Genomic DNA, 18,576 nt, shown 5'->3' with positions numbered 1-18,576 from the left:
CACCATTGCATCACGGCAATCGAAGTTTCACGGCGCTGATTGCGCGGCGATCCGAGCGCGGATGGCAGCGAGTTCCGCCTCATCCCAGATACCGATCAGGATGCCGCCTTTCACCTGCATCTGCTTGTCGGCGTAGGCAGCAATCTTCTCGTTCGGCGTCGTGATGTGCATCTTCGGATGCAGCGCCCAGTCGAACAGCGCCGCTTGCAGCCGCACGATCACATCAGCGCATGCAGGGTCTTCGCCGCGATCGGCAAATTCCTGCGGATCGCTCTCGAGGTCATACAGCATCGGCCGGAAGCCGGAGGCGTGGATATATTTCCAGCGGCCGTCATAAACCATGAACAGGCGGCACTGCTCGATCGGCTGGTTCAGCTTCAGCCGCACGTCCTGCATCGAATAGTCGTATTCGGAAAAGATCACTTTCCGCCAATCGGCCGGCTGCCCGCCGTGGAGCAGCGGCATCAACGAGCGGCCCTCCAGGATATGGTTCGCCGGCGTCGCGCCGAAATAATCGATGAAGGTCGGTGCCAGATCGATCGCCTCGACCAGCGCATCGCTGACGGTGCCGCGTGTCGCGTCAGCCTCGCGCGAGGGGTCGATCACGATCAGCGGAATCCGTGCCGACTGGTCGTGGAACAGATCCTTCTCGCCCATCCAGTGATCGCCGAGATAGTCGCCGTGGTCGCTGGTGAACACGATCATGGTGTTCTCCAGCAACCCGCGTTCCTCGAGGAAACGCATCAGCACGCCCATCTGGTCGTCGATCTGCTTGATCAGCCCCATATAGGCCGGGATGACCTTCTCCCGCGCTTCGTCGCGCGCCATGTTGCGGGAGTAGCGCATGTCCATGTAGGCCGCGAACACCGGATGCGCCTCCTGCCGCTCCTTCTCGGAACGGATCGCCGGCATCACATCCTTAGGGCCGTACATGCTGGCGTAGGGCTCCGGCGCAATGTAGGGCCAGTGCGGCTTGATGAAGGACAGGTGCAGGCACCACGGCCGCCCGTCCATTTCCGCCTCCGCGATGAAATCCATCGCGCGGCGTGTCATGTAAGGCGTCTCGGAAAGCTCTTCCGGAATCCGGGCGGCCTTGTCGGCATGCACCAGCAGCCAGCCGTTCTGCAATTCGCCGCTCGCATCCGCGCCGGAATTCGCCCAATGCTCCCATGGATTCGGCGCGTCAAAACCCTGTTCGCGCAGATAGCTGTCATAGCGTGGGCGCGGCCGCCCCGTCGGATGCAGCCCGTCATCCCGCTCATAAGGCTCAAAACCGCATTCGCTTACATGCACGCCGATGATGGAATCTGGCGCGATGCCGAGCGCCTTCAGCCCTTCGATATCAGGCGCCATATGCGTCTTGCCGACCAGCACGTTGCGCACGCCGATCTTCTTGAGATGATCGCCGAGCGTCGGCTCGCCGACGCGCAGCGGCCAGCCGTTCCAGTGCGAGCCGTGCGAGCGCATGTAGCGGCCGGTGTAAAAACTCATTCGCGAGGGGCCGCAGATCGGCGACTGCACATAGGCGTTGGAGAAGCGCACGCCGCGCTTGGCCATCGCATCGATGTTGGGTGTCTTCAGCGTGGGGTGGCCGGTACAGCCGAGATAGTCATGGCGAAGCTGGTCGCACATGATCCACAAGACGTTCTTTTTCGCGCGTGACATTTCCCCGGCACTTCAGCGATTAAAATCGCCAGGATGCTGCAACATCAAAAGACGTATTGCAAATGCGTTAGCTTTGCGGCGTCGCCGCCCACGGCTCTGCGCCGCCTTTCGCCTTGGACGACACCGGCGCCTCGCCGATCACCTCGACCAGCGCCTGGAGCGCTTCCTTCACGCCCTCGCCGGTCGCGCCGGAAAGCAGCAGCGGCGTCTTCTTCGCCGCGCGCTTGAGACGGTCCTTCTGCTTCTTCAGTTCGTCCGGCGTCACCGCGTCAATCTTATTGAGCGCGACGATCTCGATTTTCTCGGCAAGCTGCCCCTCATAGGCCTCCAACTCGCCCCGCACGGTCTTGTAGGCCTTGCCGGCATGCTCGGTAGTCGCGTCCACCAGATGCAGCAGCACGCGGCAGCGCTCGACATGGCCCAGAAAACGATCGCCGAGGCCAGCGCCCTCATGCGCGCCCTCGATCAGCCCGGGAATGTCCGCCAGCACGAATTCGCGCCCGTTCGCATTCACCACGCCGAGCTGCGGGTGCAGCGTCGTGAAGGGATAGTCCGCGATCTTCGGTTTTGCAGCGCTGACGACCGACAGAAAGGTGGACTTGCCGGCATTCGGCAGCCCGACCAGCCCCGCATCCGCGATCAGCTTCAGCCGCAGCCAGATCCAGCGCTCCTCGCCGACCTGGCCGGGATTGGCGTTGCGCGGCGCGCGGTTGGTGGACGACTTGAAATGCGCATTGCCGAATCCGCCATTGCCGCCCTCGGCCAGCACGAATTTTTCGCCGAGTTTGGTGAAATCGTGGATCAGCGTCTCGCGGTCCTCGTCGAACACCTGCGTGCCCACGGGCACCTTCAGCACGACCGGCTTGCCGTTGGCGCCATGGCGGTCCTTGCCCATGCCGTTGGTGCCTTTCTGCGCCTTGAAATGCTGCTGATAGCGGTAATCGATCAGCGTGTTCAGCCCATCCACCGCCTCGATGATGACGTCGCCGCCGCGCCCGCCATTGCCGCCCGAGGGCCCGCCGAACTCGATAAACTTCTCGCGGCGGAACGCTACGCAGCCGTTCCCGCCGTCGCCGGAGCGGATATAGACCTTAGCCTCGTCAAGGAATTTCATGGCGTACCATAGCGTTTTCGAGCGAATGAAGACCGGTTCGCGCGGATAAAACGCGTCAACCAACAGGCCAAGGCCTAGGTTCTACCGAGGCTCTAGGTAAGGCAGCGGCGGCGCGGCGGCAACCCTTGCGGCTCCGAAAAGCGAGGAAGAGCCTTAATTTCGGGCCTTCTCGCGACCGACGCCGCCGGAACTGGTAAAGGCTCGCAACCTTTCAGCAGGCCCTCGTGCGATCTCTAGCGGCACCAGAGCAGGCGACATCCCGTTCTATCAGCCCAGCAAGTTTCTGCGGATCTTCAATCTCAAGACCGCAAAGGCCGGCGGGCTCGATCTCCCCGCCACGCAGCTTGCCCTCGCGGACGAGGTGATCGAGTAGGCGGTCGGCCTTCGATGACGTCGTGTGCCGCCGTTCTAGGTCTCTGCATCTCGCTCGCGAGATGGCTGCTGTGCTTGCGCGCTGCAAGCTGTAGTAGTCGATCCGGCGTCTTCGAACAAAGTCTTCAAAATATGAGGCAATTCACACGCGAAGAGCCGAAGACCGGGCAGGATGCTTGTCGCCGAGGCTGAAGAAGCCGGCGCCAGGATCGATGCGAGCCTCGGACCGAGGCGTGACTTGCGAACTTCACAATCGAAACCGTTCGGCCTTGCCAATGGCGAGGTCGTGCCCAACAATGAGAGGCGCTTCCGAACGATGATGCGGCAGATGGTTCAAGACGATCGCCCCAGCGCGTTGGATGGTCCCGAATGGGTTACGCGGACATTGCTGTTCGCCGACGTGGTCGAGTCCGTTCGTCTCATGGAGGAGAACGAGACCGGGGTCGTGCAGCGATGGCGCAAGTTCATCGGCGTCGTTGAAAAGGAAGTGCTGCCTTCGCACCGCGGCCGTCTGGTCAAGAGCCTTGGCGACGGTCTGCTGCTTGAATTTCCCGTCGTGCCGCCGGCCGTGAAAGCCGCCTTTGCCCTTCAGCGGGTCGGACAAACGATCAATGACGGCGTCATGCCCAGCCAGCACATCATGCTGCGGATGGGCATGCATTCCGGTCATCTGATCGTCGACGAGCACGACGTCTACGGTTCGGGGGTCAATCTCGCCGCGCGCCTCACCGGCCTGGCAGGTCCCGGTGAAATCGTCGTGTCCGCGGATGTTCGCGATCAACTCACACCTGTGCTTGATGCCGATATCGAGGATCTTGGCGGGTGCTATCTCAAGCACGTGCAGGGGCCGGTCCGCGCCTATCGCGTCGGCCCACCGGGACCACGCCCAGTGATCGAGCCCGGCACCATGGCGATGCCGCAACTGCGTCCGACGATCGCCGTCATTCCGTTTGTCGAGCGCGCCGAACGGCCCGATCACCATGTCGTCGGCGAGGTGCTGGCTGACGAGGTCATAGCCGCGTTGTCGCGCTCTTCCGAGCTCAACGTCATCTCGCGATTGTCGACCACGGTGTTCCGCGGGCGCGAGGTGTCCGTTGCCGAGGTCAGCCGCTATCTGACGGCGAATTATGTGTTGTCCGGCGCCTACCGCACGGTCGGCAGCAAGCTGCGGCTCAATGTCGAGCTTGCGACAGCCGAGCCCGGCACGGTGGTCTGGTCCGATACGATCGAGGGCAACGCCGAGGCCATCGTCAGCGGTACCGACGGGATCGTCGACGACATCGTGACCGCCGTCAGCATGGCGATCATGTCGCGCGAACTCCAGCGTGCGCAGACTCATCCGTTGCCGACGCTGGAAAGCTATACGCTGCTGATGGGCGCGATCGCGCTGATGCACCGTCTCTCGCGGAAGGATTTCGACCGGTCACGGGAGATGCTGATCGCGCTCACCGAGCGCTTGCCGCGGCAGGCGGTTCCCTGGGCCTGGCTTGCCAAATGGCACGTGCTGCGCGTTCAGCAGGGCTGGATGAACGATCCGCTGGTCGATGCGCAGTTTGCTCTGGATTTTTGCCGCCGGGCCCTGAGTGCCGACCCGCAATGCGCGCTGGCGCTGGTTATGTCGGGCTTCGTTCACACCAATCTGCTGAAGCAGCTCGACACCGCCGAAGAGCAGTATGACCTCGCCTTGCGGATAAATCCGAACGATGGCCTCGCTTGGTTGCTCAAGGGCACGCTTCACGCGTTCAAGGGCGAAGGAGCGATCGCCGTCGCACACACCGAGCGGTCGTTAAAGCTTTCGCCGCTCGATCCCCACCGTTATTTCTACGACTCGCTCGCCGCCACCGCCGCGCTGTCGGCCGGTCAGTACCAGCGCGCGATCGATCTGGCGACCGCTTCGCTTCGCGCGAACCGCACGCATACCTCGACCTTCCGCGCGCTTGCGATCTCGCAATGGCAGCTCGGCCTGCACGATGACGCGCGCCGGACGGTCAGTGAACTGCTTCGACTTGAGCCGAGCCTCACCGTCACCCGCTACCGCAAGCATCACCCGAGCGGTGGTTACGAGACGGGCAAGATTTGGTCGAGCGCGTTGGAAGGTGCGGGGGTGCCACTGTAGCGTCGAGGAAAGGGCAGGCAAATGAGCACGATGGGTCCCGAAGGCGGAGCAGGTGGTGCGGGCGGCGCAGGCGGTGCCGGAGGTGCTGGTGGGGCCGGAGGCGCAGGTGGTGCTGGCGGCGCGGGCGGTGCCGGAGGGGCGGGCGGGGCAGGCGGCGCTGCCTATGGCGGATACGGTTCGCCCATCGTTTCCGGCGCCCTGATCATGCAGCGCGACGGTATCGTCGGGACCTGGCAAGGACCGACATTGCCGCTCAACCAGCGGCTGATCGACAATCCGGGCAACCTGAAGGACTGGGAGCCCTGGGTTCGCGGCGCGATCATTGATTTCGAGCTGTTGTCGAATCTCCATTTCTCGAAACACCCGGAAACAATTGCCCAGACCAGCGTGCCCGACGCGGTGACGGTTTGGAGTCTGAATATCACGACGTCGCAAAACAATCCGGTGCCGGCGGCGGCGCCCAGCCGCATCACCACCTTCGTCAGGCCTGACGATCAGGTGTTCCTGGAGCAGCTGCAATTCCTGGATCAATATTCGGACCTGCGCGAAGACCGCGCCGCGGAAATCATCTCCCAGCTTGGCCCGCAATACGCGTTCTGGAGCTCGGTGGTCTACCTTCACCCCGATCGCACCAAGAAGACCATCGAACTGCTCGACGCCGCGTTGCGCCTTGCAAATTTCGTCGAGATGCGCGTCAAGCATGCACTGGCTTGCCGCAGGCCCAACGAGCTGTCTCCCCAGGTACAGCCGATGATCCTGACGCCGGGTCACGGCACGTTCCCCAGCGGACACTCGACCGAAAATCACATGGTCGCCCGCATTCTTTGGGAGCTTCTCGGCGACGTTCTGGGCAGCACATCCCCGGAGATTGGCGAGCAATTGATGCGGGCGGCGGCGCGGATTGCGGTCAACCGCACCGTGGCCGGTGTACACTTCCCGATCGACACCGCGGCCGGGCAGGTGCTTGGCCTTGCGCTCGCCCGCCATTTCATCGCCCGCGCCAAAGGCGCCACCACTGCGTCGCAGTTCGATGCATGGCGTTTTGACGGCCGGCGATATCCCGGCAATCGGGATTTCGACTTCCATGAGTTCTACGATCCGGCGACAGGCGTCGAGAACCACAATCTGGCCTACCTCGATCCCCTTCCTTCAACGGCCCCCGCCGTGTCGAACATCCTCAATTGGCTCTGGACCGAATCGGTCAAGGAATGGAGCACCGCTCCCCTGTTCCCCTGATTCCTTCGCAGGAAGCATGCCATGGACGACGATGACAGGCTGATCGCGCCTTACGTGGAATGGGCCGCCGCCACCGACTTCAGGTATCTGGAGGGCAACTGGTTCCGGGTGCTGCTCGAACTGAACGGATCGGCCGCGTCCTTTGCCGGCGCGGTCACGGATGCGAGGATTGCCGATCTCGTCCGCGTGCCGTCGATCTATCGAACGCCTTCGCGTGAATTCGACCGGGAGGACATGACCTTCTGCATGGCGATCATGACGCAGGATGCGCTCAAGGCTTTCGTGGATATCGGCGCGCGCGATCAAATCGTGGCAAGGCTGCGCACGCTCTCGCCGTTGATCAGACGCATTGAGCTGGGCACGCCTGCCCTCACGCAGTTTGAGCCCAGTCCGGCCGAGGTCTCCACTGAGCCTTTGCTCAGCGTGCCGTCGCAGAAGGCGATTGTCGCGATTATCGATGACGGATTGGCTTTCGCGCACGAGCGCTTCCGCTCGGCCAACACCAAAACGCGATTCAAGTATTTCTGGAACCAGGATGAATCAACGGGAAGTTCGACTGCCGGGTTTGGCTGGGGGCTCGAGCTGACGCAGTGCCAGATCAATGATCATCTGGAAGACTGCAATCATTGTGGCATTGTCGATGAAGATGAGGTCTATCGAAGGACCAGCCAGAATCTGGTGGCGCGCCGCGCCAGTCACGGCACCCATGTGATGGATGTCGCCTGCGGGCTCGACATGAACGATGTGGGCGACGATTCCCCCTATCTCATCGGCGTCCAATTGCCGAAATGGGTCACGCAGGAAACGTCAGGCGCTTTGCTGACGCCGGTGGTGCACGCCGCGATCGCCTACATCCTCAACCGGGCCGATTTGATCGCGGCGGAGGATGACACCGCGCCGTTGCCGATCGTGATCAATTTGAGTTACGGCTCGATTGCGGGCCCCCATGATGGCAGCGGACCGCTGGAAGCCGCGCTTGATCAATGGATCGCGGCAAGGCAACTCGTCGCGCCCCTGAGCATCGTGCTGCCCGCGGGGAATAACTATCTGTCGCGTTGCCACGCTTCTTTCAGAATGGCTGCCTGGACAAAAACCCATACGCCGGTTCAGCAATTGAATTGGCGGGTTCAGCCCGACGACAAGGCGTCGAGCTTCGTGGAAATCTGGTTGCCGAAATTGCTTCAGGACGGCACGCGCCCCAACCTTGCCATTCGTATCGAGACGCCGACCGGCGAGTACAGTCCCCCGATCAAGCGGGGCGAGGAGTGGCGCTGGCCCTCGCACAACGATCTGCGTTTCCGCGCCAGATATTATCATCGGGCCGGCCGGCGTCCCTGGATCAAGCTGGCGATGGCGCCGACATCGGAGATGACGTCACATCCGCGGACCGCGCCGTCCGGTACCTGGAAAATCATCATCGAAAACCACGGCAGTGCCATCGACGTCGAGGCCTGGGTTCAGCGCGGTGACACCCCGTTTGGTCATCCGCTCTGGGGACGGCAGTCGCGGTTCGACGATCCGAACTATGTGCGGTTTGATCTGGCGGGCCGCCCGAAACAGCAAGACGATCTCTCGAGTGTGATTCGCCGGCGAGGAACCCAGAATGCGCTGGCGACGGGCAAGCATGTGACGGTCATCGGCGGCATCAGGCTGAGCGACCGCACCGCAAGCGAATACTCGGGATCGGGCCCGATCCAGACGCCGCTTACAGGGCCCGACGCTTCGGCGATCGCAGACGATTCCGTCGCCTTGCACGGTGTCCTGGCGGCGGGCACGCGCAGCGGCTCCACGGTGGCCCTTCGCGGGACAAGTGTCGGAGCGCCGCAGGTCACACGACGGATTTCCGAGCAGATGACAAAGCGTCTTCCGAGCGACCGCGTTGCGGTGCAGCTTCTTGCAAGGAACGGCGATCCAAATGCGCCGTTGCCGGGCTCGCCGCTGGAAGAGCGTCTCGGCAAGGGTCGCATTGCCGGGCCGGAGCCCGTATCAGCCGATTTTCGACGCAAGGGTGCGTGATCGGACGTGAGCCTTATCCCGGCCGCTTTCGGATCAGGAATTTTTGCATTCCCTCCAGCACCAATTCGCGGCGTTGGTTGTGCACCGTGCTGCGCAGCGTCACGACGCCGGTGGTGCGACCCGGCGTCAGCTCGGTTACTTCGAGCGCGGGATAGATCGTGTCGTCGGCATAGACCGGCTTCAGGAATTTGCTCGACTGTTCGAGGAAGCCGACCAGCGATTCCTCCGTAATGAAAGGAAACAGCCCGGCGCCCGGCGCGGTATGCACCAGCGTCTGAAAGCCATGTGCCAGCAGGTGCGGCATGCCGCGGGCGCGGCAATATTCGACGTCATAGTGGATCGGGTGGGTGTCGCCGCTGGCGGTCTGGAACGCCGCGAAGATCGCCGATGTCTGGGTGCGGCCTGGCAGCACGAAGCGCTCGCCGAGCACGAAATCCTCGAACCAGCGCTGCTCCGGCACCATGCGGTGCGTGGCAGGATCGAACTCGGTCATGGCGTTTCCTGTGTGCATAGGAGGGTTGTCGATGAGCTGATATCGCAGAGCGCCACGCCTGCGACAATTGGTTCAAATCGTCATGCCCGGGCTTGTCCCGGGCATCCACGTCATTAAAACGTCCTTGCCGCGCAGAAAGACGTGGATGGCCGGACATAGGCGAGCGGAAGCGACGCCGTCCTTCAGACGGCTATGCCCGGCCATGACAGAGAATAACAAGCAGTCCTGATGACCCTCCTCGCAAAACCTTCCGCCCACGACGAACGCTCCGCGCGGCTTGCCGGCATCGGCTTGATGCTGCTCGGCGTCTTCATGTTCTCGTTTGGCGACGCGCTCGGAAAGTTCCTGGTCGGGACCTATTCGGTCGGGCAATTGCTGTTTCTGCGCGCCTGCGCCGCGCTGGCGCTGCTGCTGCCGATGATCTGGCAGCAGCGCGGGGCGTTCTTCCCGTTGGAGCGCCCCTGGCTGCAATTGCTGCGCGTCGCGTTGTCGACCCTCGAGGTCGCCGCCTTCTTCCTCGCCACCGTCTATCTGCCGCTTGCCGACGTCATCACCTATTACCTTGCTTGTCCGATCATCGTCACCGCGCTGTCGGGGCTTCTGCTGCGCGAAAAGATCGGCTGGCGGCGGTGGACCGCGGTGCTGATCGGCTTTTGCGGCGTGTTGATCGCGCTCAGGCCATCGTCGCAGACCGTGAGCTGGCCGGCGCTGATCGCGCTCGCCGGGTCCACCTCGTTCGCGTTTCTGATGCTGATCACCCGTTCGGTGCGGGCGACGCCCGACATCGTGCTGGCGTCGACGCAATTCGTCGGAACGTTCGCGCTCGGTGCGCTGCTCTCGCCGTTCGGCTGGGTGGCGCCGAGCCTGGGCAGCCTCGGCCTGTTCGCACTGGCCGGCGCGATCTCGGTCAGTGCGCTGATGTGCGTCAACCGATCGCTGAAACTGGCGCCGGCTTCCGTCGTCGTGCCTTATCAGTATTCGATGATCGTGTGGGCGGTGGCGTTCGGCTATGTCGTGTTCGGCGACGTGCCGCAAATCTCCACCATCGTGGGTGCCGCCATCATTATCGCCGCCGGATTCTATATCTTCCTGCGCGAGCAACAGCTCGGGCGCGAGGCCCAGGACGTCGGCCCGCAGGTGTGATGCTGCGTTCGATTGGACGTTTTCAGTATCGCCCGATTGGATCGTGCCGGGCTCCCAACGGGCATCGACGCTTCCAGCAGTGCTCGCGCTGCCGATCAGGCTGGCAGCGCCCTTCTTCATCCTGCGACGTTCCGTCTCCGTAACTGTAACTCACGCAACGCGTTCGCCACGCGTTCAACAGTCTCGTGCGGCTGCATAAGAATTAACACCGTTTTACATCAGTCGCCTGTCGAAGCGATTAGCCTGCAACATGCGGGCGGGGTTTCAATCGCTGAACAGGAGTGAGAAAAAATGAATCGAGACGAACCGAAGGATTCCGTGAACCTGGACCGCAGGGACGTGCTGCACGCCGCTGGCGCCGCTCTGGTTGCCGGCATGGCGGTGGCGGGCGCAGCCCCCGCGTCCGCGCAGACCACCGGCAACGCCCCGGCGGTGTCCCGAAACAAAAGCTCTCTCGGCGCGCGCCTACAGGGCGTCCAGCATTTCGGCGTAACGGTGCAGAACATGGATCGTGCGTTCGAATTCTATACGGAAGTGCTCGGCGGCACCGAAGTGATGCGCGACGGCGACTTCCAGGGCGAAACCATCCACAACACGCTGCTCACCGATCAGGAGATCGAGGCCCGCAAGCGGCGTGTCAATCCGCGCACCATCGGCGTGCCCGACCTCAGGAGCGGCGCGCAGCGGCTCGATGTCCGGTTCGTGCAGTTCGACAATGTCGTGATCGAATTGCTGCAATATCGCGACGCCAGTCAGCCGCCCGGCACCGGAGACAGTTTCGCCGAACCGCACGATCACATGAGCCCGGCCTTTCCGCGCTCGATGCACATCTGCTTCCACATTCGCGACGATGTCGACTTCAATGAGTTCATCAGGGATCTCGAAGCCGAGTCGGCGCGCCGCGGCATGACCCAGGTTCGGGCCAACCGCACGGTCACCGTCACCACGGAACAGGATCGACTGGCGGCGCCGATCTCGGCGAACACCAACCGGATCACCGCGGGAAAATCCAACGGCTGGTCGCTGATCTACTGCAAGGGCCCGGAGGGCGAACAGCTCGAATTCGTGCAAGCGCTTGGACCGGTGAAGAAAACCTTCGACGAGGCGTTGAGCGCGCGTCGGCAGATGGCGAGCGCCAGGTGACGAGGCGCAAGCGATGAAATCCGCTCCTCAATTGCCCGAACACCGTCTTGCCCTGCTCGGCATGTCAGGGCTCGTTGCCGCTGCTTTGACGGCGACGCCTGCATTGGCGCAGGAAAAACCGGGCAGGGATTACTCTCGAATCCCCGACGGCGCCTATTCGATCGTCGCGCAGGTTCGTGCCAAGTCAGGCAAGGAAAGCGAATTGCGCGCGGCCACGCTGCCGCTTGTCGCGCTCGTGCGCGGCGACCCGAAGAACCTCGTCTATTTTCTTCAGGAGGACCGTTCAACGCCCGGCCACTTCATCTTCTACGAGGTCTTCGCCAATAAGGAAGACTTCGAGGCGCACAACGCGATGCCCTATGTGAAGGCGTGGCTGGCCCGGCTGCCTGAGCTGTCCGAAGGCGGCGTCACGGTCATGCGCATGGAAGTGCTGAACGAGAATCGTTAGGATTCGCCGGCCGCCCGGAATCAATCCGGGCGGGCGGCGGCGTGCTGGATAGCCGGTCAGGCTAGCGGTCCAGCAGCGGGCTTGGCGCTTTGCCAGTCGAATCGGTTACCCATCCCGCCGTGTCGAACTGCTCCAGTTCTTCAGCGACGACCAGACCCCGCGCGACAGGCGAAAACAGTCGACCGGGGTCGAGCAACCCAGCGCCTCGAAGCGGTGCAGCTCGACACCGCTCCACTGGAAGCCGCACTTTTCCAGAATGTTGCGCGAGGAGGGGTTGGCGACCCGCGCGCCGGAGAACAGCAGATCCTGCGAATACTCCTCAAAGTAATAGTCAATCACAGCGCGCGCAGCCTCGGTGCCAAAGCCCTGGCCCCAATGATCGACACCGAGCCAATAGCCGAGCTCCGGCGCATCCGGGTCCAGCCAGCTGATGCCGACCATGCCGAGCGGGGTATGATTGTTCTCGATCAGGAACACGGTCTCGCGCGCGGCGGCGGCCGTGGCGCGGACGAATTCGACGGCATGATCCTGTAGATAGGGATACGGCAGGCGGCGGGTGTTTTCCGCAATGCGGCGATCGTTGGCGAGCCGCGCAATTGCTTTTACGTCCGCGAGCGTCGGCTTGCGCAAACTCAGCCGTTCGGTCTCGAGGACGCAAGGACTCGCCTCGCGCAATGTCGGTGTCGGGATATCCTGTAGCATCGTCCGGCTCCTGTGATGCAACGCGTCAAAACAGAACACGAATGAAAAGGGGAGGCCGGTTTCCCGCCTCCCCTTTGGAGCCCTTTTGGAGTCTCCGCCGGTTAAACAGGACCCGGCGGATTTGATGTAATCCACCGTCTATTCGGCCGCCTCGGTGATCGGAAGTACCGATACAAAGGTGCGGCCGTTGGCTTTGGCACGGAATTCGACGCGACCCTCGACCTTGGCGAACAGAGTATGGTCAGTGCCCATGCCGACATTAAGGCCGGGATGCCAGGTGGTGCCGCGCTGACGCGCGATAATGTTACCGGGGATCACGTGCTCGCCACCGAACGCCTTGATGCCAAGGCGTTTGCCCTTGGAATCACGTCCGTTACGCGATGAACCGCCTGCCTTTTTGTGAGCCATGGCCCGTCTCCGATTACCGTATCTCTAGTTCAATTCCTTGACGGAATCATTTCACTTTTTGTCACGCGTCAATTTGTGATCGAAGCCGATCACTTCTTGTCGCTTTTGCCCTTTGCCGCGGCCTTCTTGGCCGGAGCCTTCTTTGCCGCCGCCTTGGCAACTGTCTTCTTGGCGGGGGCCTTCGTCCTGGCCGTCTTCGGCGCCTCGTCGTCGCCGTCATCGGTCGGCGCGGGGGCCACCTTTTCCTTCTTCGGACGCGGGCCGATGGTCGGCTTCGCGTTGTCGGTCAAAATCTCGGTGACACGCAGCACCGTGATCTCGTCGCGGTATCCGCGCTTGCGGCGCGAATTCTTGCGACGGCGCTTCTTGAAGGCGATCACCTTCGGTCCGCGCTTGTGGTCCAGCACTTCGGCCGCAACGGAAGCGCCTGCCACCGTCGGGGTGCCCAGCACCGGCGTATCACCGCCGACAACCAGCACTTCACCAAGCTGCACGATCGTACCGACATCGCCGGCGATCTTGCCTATCTCGAGCACATCATTCGGGACGACGCGGTATTGCCGGCCGCCGGTCTTGATGACTGCGAACATCGTTGAATTCCTTCGTGTTCGATCCCGGCCTCGGACGGCGACCATCAAGGCGGCGTCCGGGTCGGCTTTTTGTTCAGTCGTTATGGGTACGTGTCTCGCGCGATCGGGGACTAATCCCCTCAGATTTCGCGCAAAAACAAACAGCGCAGGAAATCCCGCGCCGGATGGCGGGCTTTATAGCGGCTTAAGGGCTTAAGTCAAGGCAAACGGGGTCGAAAAACCGCCAAATATGAGGGATTTGGCACGATTTCGGTGTTCTAGCGGTGCGGCGGCCGCCGTAACGGACCGGTGAAACCAATGGGTTCCGCTGCCGTTGTCCCGCAGCATCGTCAGGGGCCCAAGGGAAATCATGGCTGAGGACGTCATTACCACCACCGGGATTGCCGGGCACGGCTCATCCCGCCTGCCGTCGGTCGAGATCGACAGCTTCAACATCGAATTAAAGGATGAAGACGGCTTTTTGGGCGATCGCGCGAGCAAGGGTGCGTTTCGCGAGATTTTCGAGAAATGGCGAAAGCCGATGCGCAAGGCGGGCGAAGACCCGTTTGGCGACGAACCTTCGGACAAGATCAGCAAGAAGGTGCTGGATGCGGTTCTGGTCGGCGACGACGTCGAGGCCTCCGCGGTGCTGCACAGCGCGATCGAGGAATTTGCGCAGGAGCTCGCCTATGTGACGCGGCGCTTCCTCAAGACCAAGGCCTGGGCGAAGACCGAGCGCATCATCGTCGGCGGCGGTTTTCGCGAAAGCCGGCTCGGCGAACTTGCGATCGCCCGCACCGAGATCATCCTCCGCGACGACGAATTCAAGGTCGATCTGGTGCCGATCCGCTTCCACCCCGACGATGCCGGGCTGATCGGCACGCTCCACCTGGCCCCCTCATGGATCTTCGAGGCGCATGACAGCATTCTGGCCGTCGATATCGGCGGCACCAATATCCGCTGCGGTGTGGTCGAAACCAACTGGAAGAAGGCCAAGGATCTTTCGAAGGCGGAGGTGTGGAAGTCGGAACTGTGGCGTCATGCCGATGAGGAGCCGACGCGCGAAGGTGCGGTGAAACGGCTGGTCAAGATGTTGAAGGCGTTAATCACGGAAGCAGAAGCGGAAGGACTGAAGCTCGCGCCGTTCATCGGCGTCTCCTGCCCCGGTGTCATCAATGAAGACGGCTCGATCGAAAAGGGCGCGCAAAACCTGCCGGGCAATTGGGAGAGCAGCAAATTCAACCTTCCGGCGAGCCTGATCGAGGGCATTCCGCAAATCGGCGACCATGACACCGCGGTCGTCATGCACAATGACGGCGTGGTGCAGGGCCTGTCGGAAGTGCCGTTCATGCAGGACGTCGACCGGTGGGGCGTGCTGACCATCGGCACCGGGCTTGGCAATGCGCGCTTCACCAACCGGAAGAACAACGGCAAGGACAAGGGCGAGGACAAGAACGGCAAGAAGGCGAAGAAAGGCAAGGACTAGCGGATTCTCAACTCCTGAGAAAATTCAGGACGGCAGTTTGAAAGAGCGCGGCTGCTTCCAGATGCGGAACATGGCCGGCTCCCGGAAATTCCACGAGCTGGCCGCGCGGGATCTCTTTCGCGACCTCCCGGGCAGCCGCCACCAGCGTCGGTATTGCCTCACGAACCTCCGGCGGAGCATAGGCGGACAGCGGCGTGGTGCGGTCGTGCTCGCCGGCAAGCAGCAAGACGGGCGGCTTGAGACTTTTGAACAGCTCGCGCACCGGTCCGTGATAGATCATCTGATAGGTCAGCGCGGTCGCGCGGACGAAACGTTGATACTCGCCCGACAGCGCGACCCGCATTCGCCATTCCACGAACGGCTCGTATTCCGCCGGCGGGAGAATCGGGAAATAACGCGCGACGAAGGCGCGATATGTTTCGGCCGTGTAGCGGCGCTCCGCCTGTTCCAGCGTTTCGGTGGTCTGCGGCGGCACGAAATCCCGGTAGTCGACGAGGCCGATCGGATCCTCGAGCACGAGTTGCCGGATGCGTTCCGGATAAATGCTGGCCAGCCGCACCGCGAGCATGCCGCCCGTCGAATGGCCGATGATCGAAAGGTTGCTCAGCGACAGCGCGTCAGCGAGCGCCATCGTGTTGGCGGCGAGCGCCTCGAACGTATAGTGCAGATCGGGCTTGGACGATTTGTTGAAGCCGATCTGGTCGGGAACGACCACGCGAAACCCGCTTCCCCGCAGCCAGCCGATCGGGCCGGTCCAGTACGAACTGTCAAAGTTCTTGCCGTGCAGAAGCATGACGCTGCGGCCGTTGGCGGGAGCCGTCGGGCTGAAATCCATGTAGGCCATCCGGACCTGTTGGCCGTGCATGGTCAGCGGCAGGAATTGCACGGGACCAGGATACGGCCAGCCCTCCAGGCTCGTGCCGAGCGGCTCCGTGTATGAATTGGACACTTGTGTGCCGGCAGCCGCGCGAAGCGGGACAAAGGCGGCCGCGCCGAACGGTAGCAAGGAAGCCAGCGGTGCGAGAAACGGCAATCCGAGCAGCGTGCGGCGCCTGGCGTCCGGCTCGCCGCCTGCGGGCTTGCGATCTCGGGAGAGCGAACGAGCCTCGTCAGTCATGGAATCCTCACCTTCGCAGCAGCCAGATCGGTCTGAACTGCCAACTAAGGATTCAATCTTGTTCTCTCAGTCCCGAAATCCCCATGTCTCAATCAAGATTGCGTGCGTAAACGCTATCGCGCTCAGGTCCCCGGGTAACCTTGACCGGTTAGGTTAAAAATCACTTCGCGTTGCCGATTCTGCGCGCCCCGCTACGGTCGCCGCGTCGCTCCGGCTGACCGGCGAAGCCGCACTTCCCGGCCAGGATTTTAATGAAGCGGCACGGGGCCGCCGGTTTTTGTCGCGTCCGGCGGCCCCACCATTGCTCGTCAACGCCAGCCGATGCGCTCGAAGAAATCCGCGATCTCGCCGCTCGCGCGATCCGGATCCTCGCGATGCGGGAAATGCCCGACGCCAGCAAACATCGCCAGATCGAGATTGGTAAACGTCTCGCCCAGCCGATCAGTCCATGCATAGGGAAACAGCGGATCGTGCTCGGCCCAGCGGATGCAGGTCGGCACCGAAATCGGCGGAAGCGATGGCGCCTCGCCCTTCATCATCTTCACGCGGCCGGCATGCGCCGCGCGGTAATGCGCAAAGCCGCCGGCAAGATTGCCCGGCTTGAGAAAGTTGTCGGTGAAGGCTTCCACGACGTCGTCGAACGCATCCTTGCGATGCGACCACTGCTTGAGGAAGTGCGAGACATAGCTGCGGCAACTCTCGCGCGTCGCGCCGACAAGGGCAGGGGCCATCTCCATCTGATGGAACGACTGGTACCAGATATTATTGAGCCGCTCCGGCTCCGCCATCCGCGGTCCGATGCCGGGATAGACGAAGTCGAAGAAAAAGAGTCCGGCGATGCGCTCCGGCGCGTTGCGGGCCAGCGGCTGCATCAGCGCGCCGCCGACGTCATGGCCGACGATGCCGGCCTGCTCGAGGCCAAGCGCGTCCATCAGCGCCAGCATGTCGGCGGCCTGCTGGTCCGGGCCGAAGGGGCCGGCCGGCTTGTCGCTGTCGCCAAAGCCGCGCAGGTCGGGCGCATAAAGGGTGAAGCGGGAGGCCAGCCGTTCCATCACCGGCTCCCAGGTCAGCCAGAATTCCGGCCAGCCGTGCAGCAGGAGCAGCGGCCCGCCTTGTCCGATCGTCGCCACATGGAACGCCGCGCCATTGGCCCGGACCGTCAGATGCTCCATTGTTTTTGCTCCCATTTTTGCGCGCCCGCCGGCACGAAATTATTCGCCCGCGCCTTGTGTGGCCCGCCATCCTCGCCTAGAACACGGCCGACCGCGAGGCGGGGTGAATCACCCGCTTTTGGCGCCTGGAGAGGTGGCAGAGTGGTTGAATGCACCGCACTCGAAATGCGGCATAGGTGCAAGCCTATCGGGGGTTCGAATCCCTCCCTCTCCGCCATATTAAGACGGCATCGAGAAAGCCCTCGAACGAGACTCAAGAAATTACCGCCATCGCGCCTCCCTTCGGGGATGCAGGCGATCGCGACGAGGCGTTGCCTCACCTGTGCTCGCAACAACGACGGCAAACGCCCGTGGTGGAACCATACGACCTGTAAGGTTTCACGGCTTCGGCGCGTAGTTCGACCTGTACCTTGGAATAGTATGGCACGCGGCACCCTGTGGTATTGTCGTTGAGCGGCGGGCGATGCTGCGTCCACAGGCTCCTCGCCCGTCATAGCAGCGATCGTAAGACGATGATCGGGTGCTGATGACGATGGCTGCAAGCAACCCGGAATCCAAGCGCGACTAACGACAACGGAGGATCACCATGAAGATCGTCGTGATCGGTGGCACGGGCCTGATCGGCTCGAAGACCGTCGCCATTTTGCGCCAGGGAGGTCACGAGGTCGTGGCCGCTTCGCCTCAAAGCGGAATCAACACCATCACCGGCGAAGGCCTCAAGCAGGCCATGGCGGGCGCGCAGGTGGTGATCGACCTCGCAAATTCGCCCTCGTTTGACGACAAGGCGGTGCTGGAATTCTTCGAGACCTCGGGCCGCAACCTGCTCGCGGCGGAAGCCGCAGCGAACGTCCGGCATCATGTCGCACTGTCAATCGTCGCGATCGACCGGACCGACAATGGCTATTTCCGCGCCAAGGTTGCCCAGGAGAAACTGATCGAGAGCTCCGGCATCCCATACACCATCGTCCGCTCGACCCAGTTCATGGAATTCCTCCGCGGCATCGCCGATTCAAGTGCGGATGGCAACAAGGTCAGGATCCCGCCGATCCTGTTCCAGCCGATCGCATCGGACGACGTTGCCGCGATGGTTGCGGATGTGGCACTCGCGGTGCCGCGAAACGGCATCGTGGAAATCGCCGGCCCGGAACGGGCGGCGTTCAACGACATCATCGCCCGCTATCTCAAGGCGGTTGGCGACCGCCGCGAGGTCGTGAGCGACCCCGAGGCCGGATACTGGGGCAGCCAGGTTGTCGAGCATTCGCTCGTGCCGCTCGGCGAGGCGCGCCTCGGCCGCATCGGCTTCGATGAATGGTTCCGCCGCTCGCAGGCAGCAGCCTGATCCGAAGGTACGCCCGGTCCGTCACGAGCGGTCGCAG

16 protein-coding genes and 1 tRNA gene are annotated in these 18,576 nt (G+C 62.7%); 9 read left to right on the top strand and 8 right to left on the bottom strand.

Annotation, left to right across the window (positions count from 1 at the left end; all coding sequences use genetic code 11):
- Positions 1-27: 27 nt before the first annotated feature.
- Entirely contained in the window at positions 28-1,665 is a 1,638-nt protein-coding gene (locus JQ628_RS28235) for an alkaline phosphatase family protein (RefSeq protein ID WP_212227963.1), read from the bottom strand.
- A 67-nt stretch (positions 1,666-1,732) separates the two neighbouring features.
- Positions 1,733-2,779: a GTPase ObgE gene (gene obgE, locus JQ628_RS28230; protein ID WP_212227961.1), complete on the bottom strand. Its 1,047-nt coding sequence runs from the start codon at positions 2,777-2,779 to the stop codon at positions 1,733-1,735.
- A 700-nt stretch (positions 2,780-3,479) separates the two neighbouring features.
- Here obgE and JQ628_RS28225 point away from each other — a divergent pair.
- Genes JQ628_RS28225 through JQ628_RS28215 form a run of 3 tightly spaced genes read left to right on the top strand, consistent with a single transcriptional unit; the run spans position 3,480 to position 8,519 of the window.
- Positions 3,480-5,267 (top strand): adenylate/guanylate cyclase domain-containing protein, encoded by a 1,788-nt coding sequence (locus JQ628_RS28225; RefSeq protein ID WP_212227959.1) that lies wholly within the window; start codon positions 3,480-3,482, stop codon positions 5,265-5,267.
- 21 nt (positions 5,268-5,288) lie between these two features.
- Positions 5,289-6,503: a phosphatase PAP2 family protein gene (locus JQ628_RS28220; RefSeq protein WP_212227957.1), complete on the top strand. Its 1,215-nt coding sequence runs from the start codon at positions 5,289-5,291 to the stop codon at positions 6,501-6,503.
- Between the two features lie 21 nt (positions 6,504-6,524).
- Positions 6,525-8,519 (top strand): S8 family serine peptidase, encoded by a 1,995-nt coding sequence (locus JQ628_RS28215; protein ID WP_212227949.1) that lies wholly within the window; start codon positions 6,525-6,527, stop codon positions 8,517-8,519.
- A gap of 13 nt (positions 8,520-8,532) precedes the next feature.
- Here the strand turns inward: JQ628_RS28215 and JQ628_RS28210 are convergent, their stop codons facing one another.
- Positions 8,533-9,012, bottom strand: coding sequence for a MaoC family dehydratase (locus tag JQ628_RS28210; protein ID WP_212227939.1), 480 nt, complete (start codon positions 9,010-9,012; stop codon positions 8,533-8,535).
- Positions 9,013-9,240: 228 nt separating this feature from the next.
- Between JQ628_RS28210 and JQ628_RS28205 the strand changes: the two genes are divergently transcribed.
- The 3 genes from JQ628_RS28205 (at position 9,241) to JQ628_RS28195 (ending at position 11,746) form a co-directional block, all read left to right on the top strand.
- Entirely contained in the window at positions 9,241-10,155 is a 915-nt protein-coding gene (locus tag JQ628_RS28205; RefSeq protein WP_212227937.1) for a DMT family transporter, read from the top strand.
- A gap of 291 nt (positions 10,156-10,446) precedes the next feature.
- Positions 10,447-11,298, top strand: coding sequence for a VOC family protein (locus JQ628_RS28200; protein WP_212227935.1), 852 nt, complete (start codon positions 10,447-10,449; stop codon positions 11,296-11,298).
- A 103-nt stretch (positions 11,299-11,401) separates the two neighbouring features.
- Entirely contained in the window at positions 11,402-11,746 is a 345-nt protein-coding gene (locus JQ628_RS28195; RefSeq protein ID WP_249128535.1) for a putative quinol monooxygenase, read from the top strand.
- A gap of 105 nt (positions 11,747-11,851) precedes the next feature.
- Here the strand turns inward: JQ628_RS28195 and JQ628_RS28190 are convergent, their stop codons facing one another.
- From JQ628_RS28190 to rplU, 3 genes are all read right to left on the bottom strand, one after another.
- Complete coding sequence (locus tag JQ628_RS28190; protein WP_212227928.1) at positions 11,852-12,448, bottom strand: GNAT family N-acetyltransferase; 597 nt, start codon at positions 12,446-12,448, stop codon at positions 11,852-11,854.
- Between the two features lie 138 nt (positions 12,449-12,586).
- A complete protein-coding gene (gene rpmA / locus JQ628_RS28185) occupies positions 12,587-12,856 on the bottom strand; it encodes a 50S ribosomal protein L27 (RefSeq protein ID WP_212227926.1) in 270 nt (89 codons plus the stop codon).
- A gap of 89 nt (positions 12,857-12,945) precedes the next feature.
- On the bottom strand, positions 12,946-13,446 hold the full coding sequence (gene rplU / locus JQ628_RS28180) for a 50S ribosomal protein L21 (RefSeq protein WP_212227897.1): 501 nt from the start codon (positions 13,444-13,446) through the stop codon (positions 12,946-12,948).
- Between the two features lie 349 nt (positions 13,447-13,795).
- Here rplU and JQ628_RS28175 point away from each other — a divergent pair, with 349 nt between their 5' ends.
- Positions 13,796-14,911, top strand: a complete 1,116-nt coding sequence (locus JQ628_RS28175; RefSeq protein WP_212227895.1) for an ROK family protein — start codon at positions 13,796-13,798, stop codon at positions 14,909-14,911.
- 7 nt (positions 14,912-14,918) lie between these two features.
- Here JQ628_RS28175 and JQ628_RS28170 read toward each other — a convergent pair whose 3' ends face one another.
- Both JQ628_RS28170 and JQ628_RS28165 read right to left on the bottom strand, forming a co-directional pair.
- On the bottom strand, positions 14,919-16,028 hold the full coding sequence (locus JQ628_RS28170; protein WP_212227893.1) for an alpha/beta fold hydrolase: 1,110 nt from the start codon (positions 16,026-16,028) through the stop codon (positions 14,919-14,921).
- Between the two features lie 308 nt (positions 16,029-16,336).
- Positions 16,337-17,200 carry an alpha/beta fold hydrolase gene (locus JQ628_RS28165; RefSeq protein ID WP_212227891.1) on the bottom strand — a complete coding sequence of 288 codons (864 nt, stop codon included), beginning with the start codon at positions 17,198-17,200 and terminating at the stop codon, positions 16,337-16,339.
- Positions 17,201-17,327: 127 nt separating this feature from the next.
- Here JQ628_RS28165 and JQ628_RS28160 point away from each other — a divergent pair.
- Both JQ628_RS28160 and JQ628_RS28155 read left to right on the top strand, forming a co-directional pair.
- Positions 17,328-17,417: transfer RNA gene (locus JQ628_RS28160), tRNA-Ser, on the top strand.
- Between the two features lie 369 nt (positions 17,418-17,786).
- On the top strand, positions 17,787-18,539 hold the full coding sequence (locus JQ628_RS28155) for an SDR family oxidoreductase (RefSeq protein WP_212227889.1): 753 nt from the start codon (positions 17,787-17,789) through the stop codon (positions 18,537-18,539).
- Positions 18,540-18,576: the final 37 nt, after the last annotated feature.

Source organism: Bradyrhizobium lablabi (assembly GCF_018129385.1).
GTDB classification, from domain to species: Bacteria; Pseudomonadota; Alphaproteobacteria; order Rhizobiales; family Xanthobacteraceae; genus Bradyrhizobium; species Bradyrhizobium lablabi_C.
Note: the sequence above shows the minus strand (reverse complement) of the source record. Positions and strands in the feature narration are given on the sequence as shown.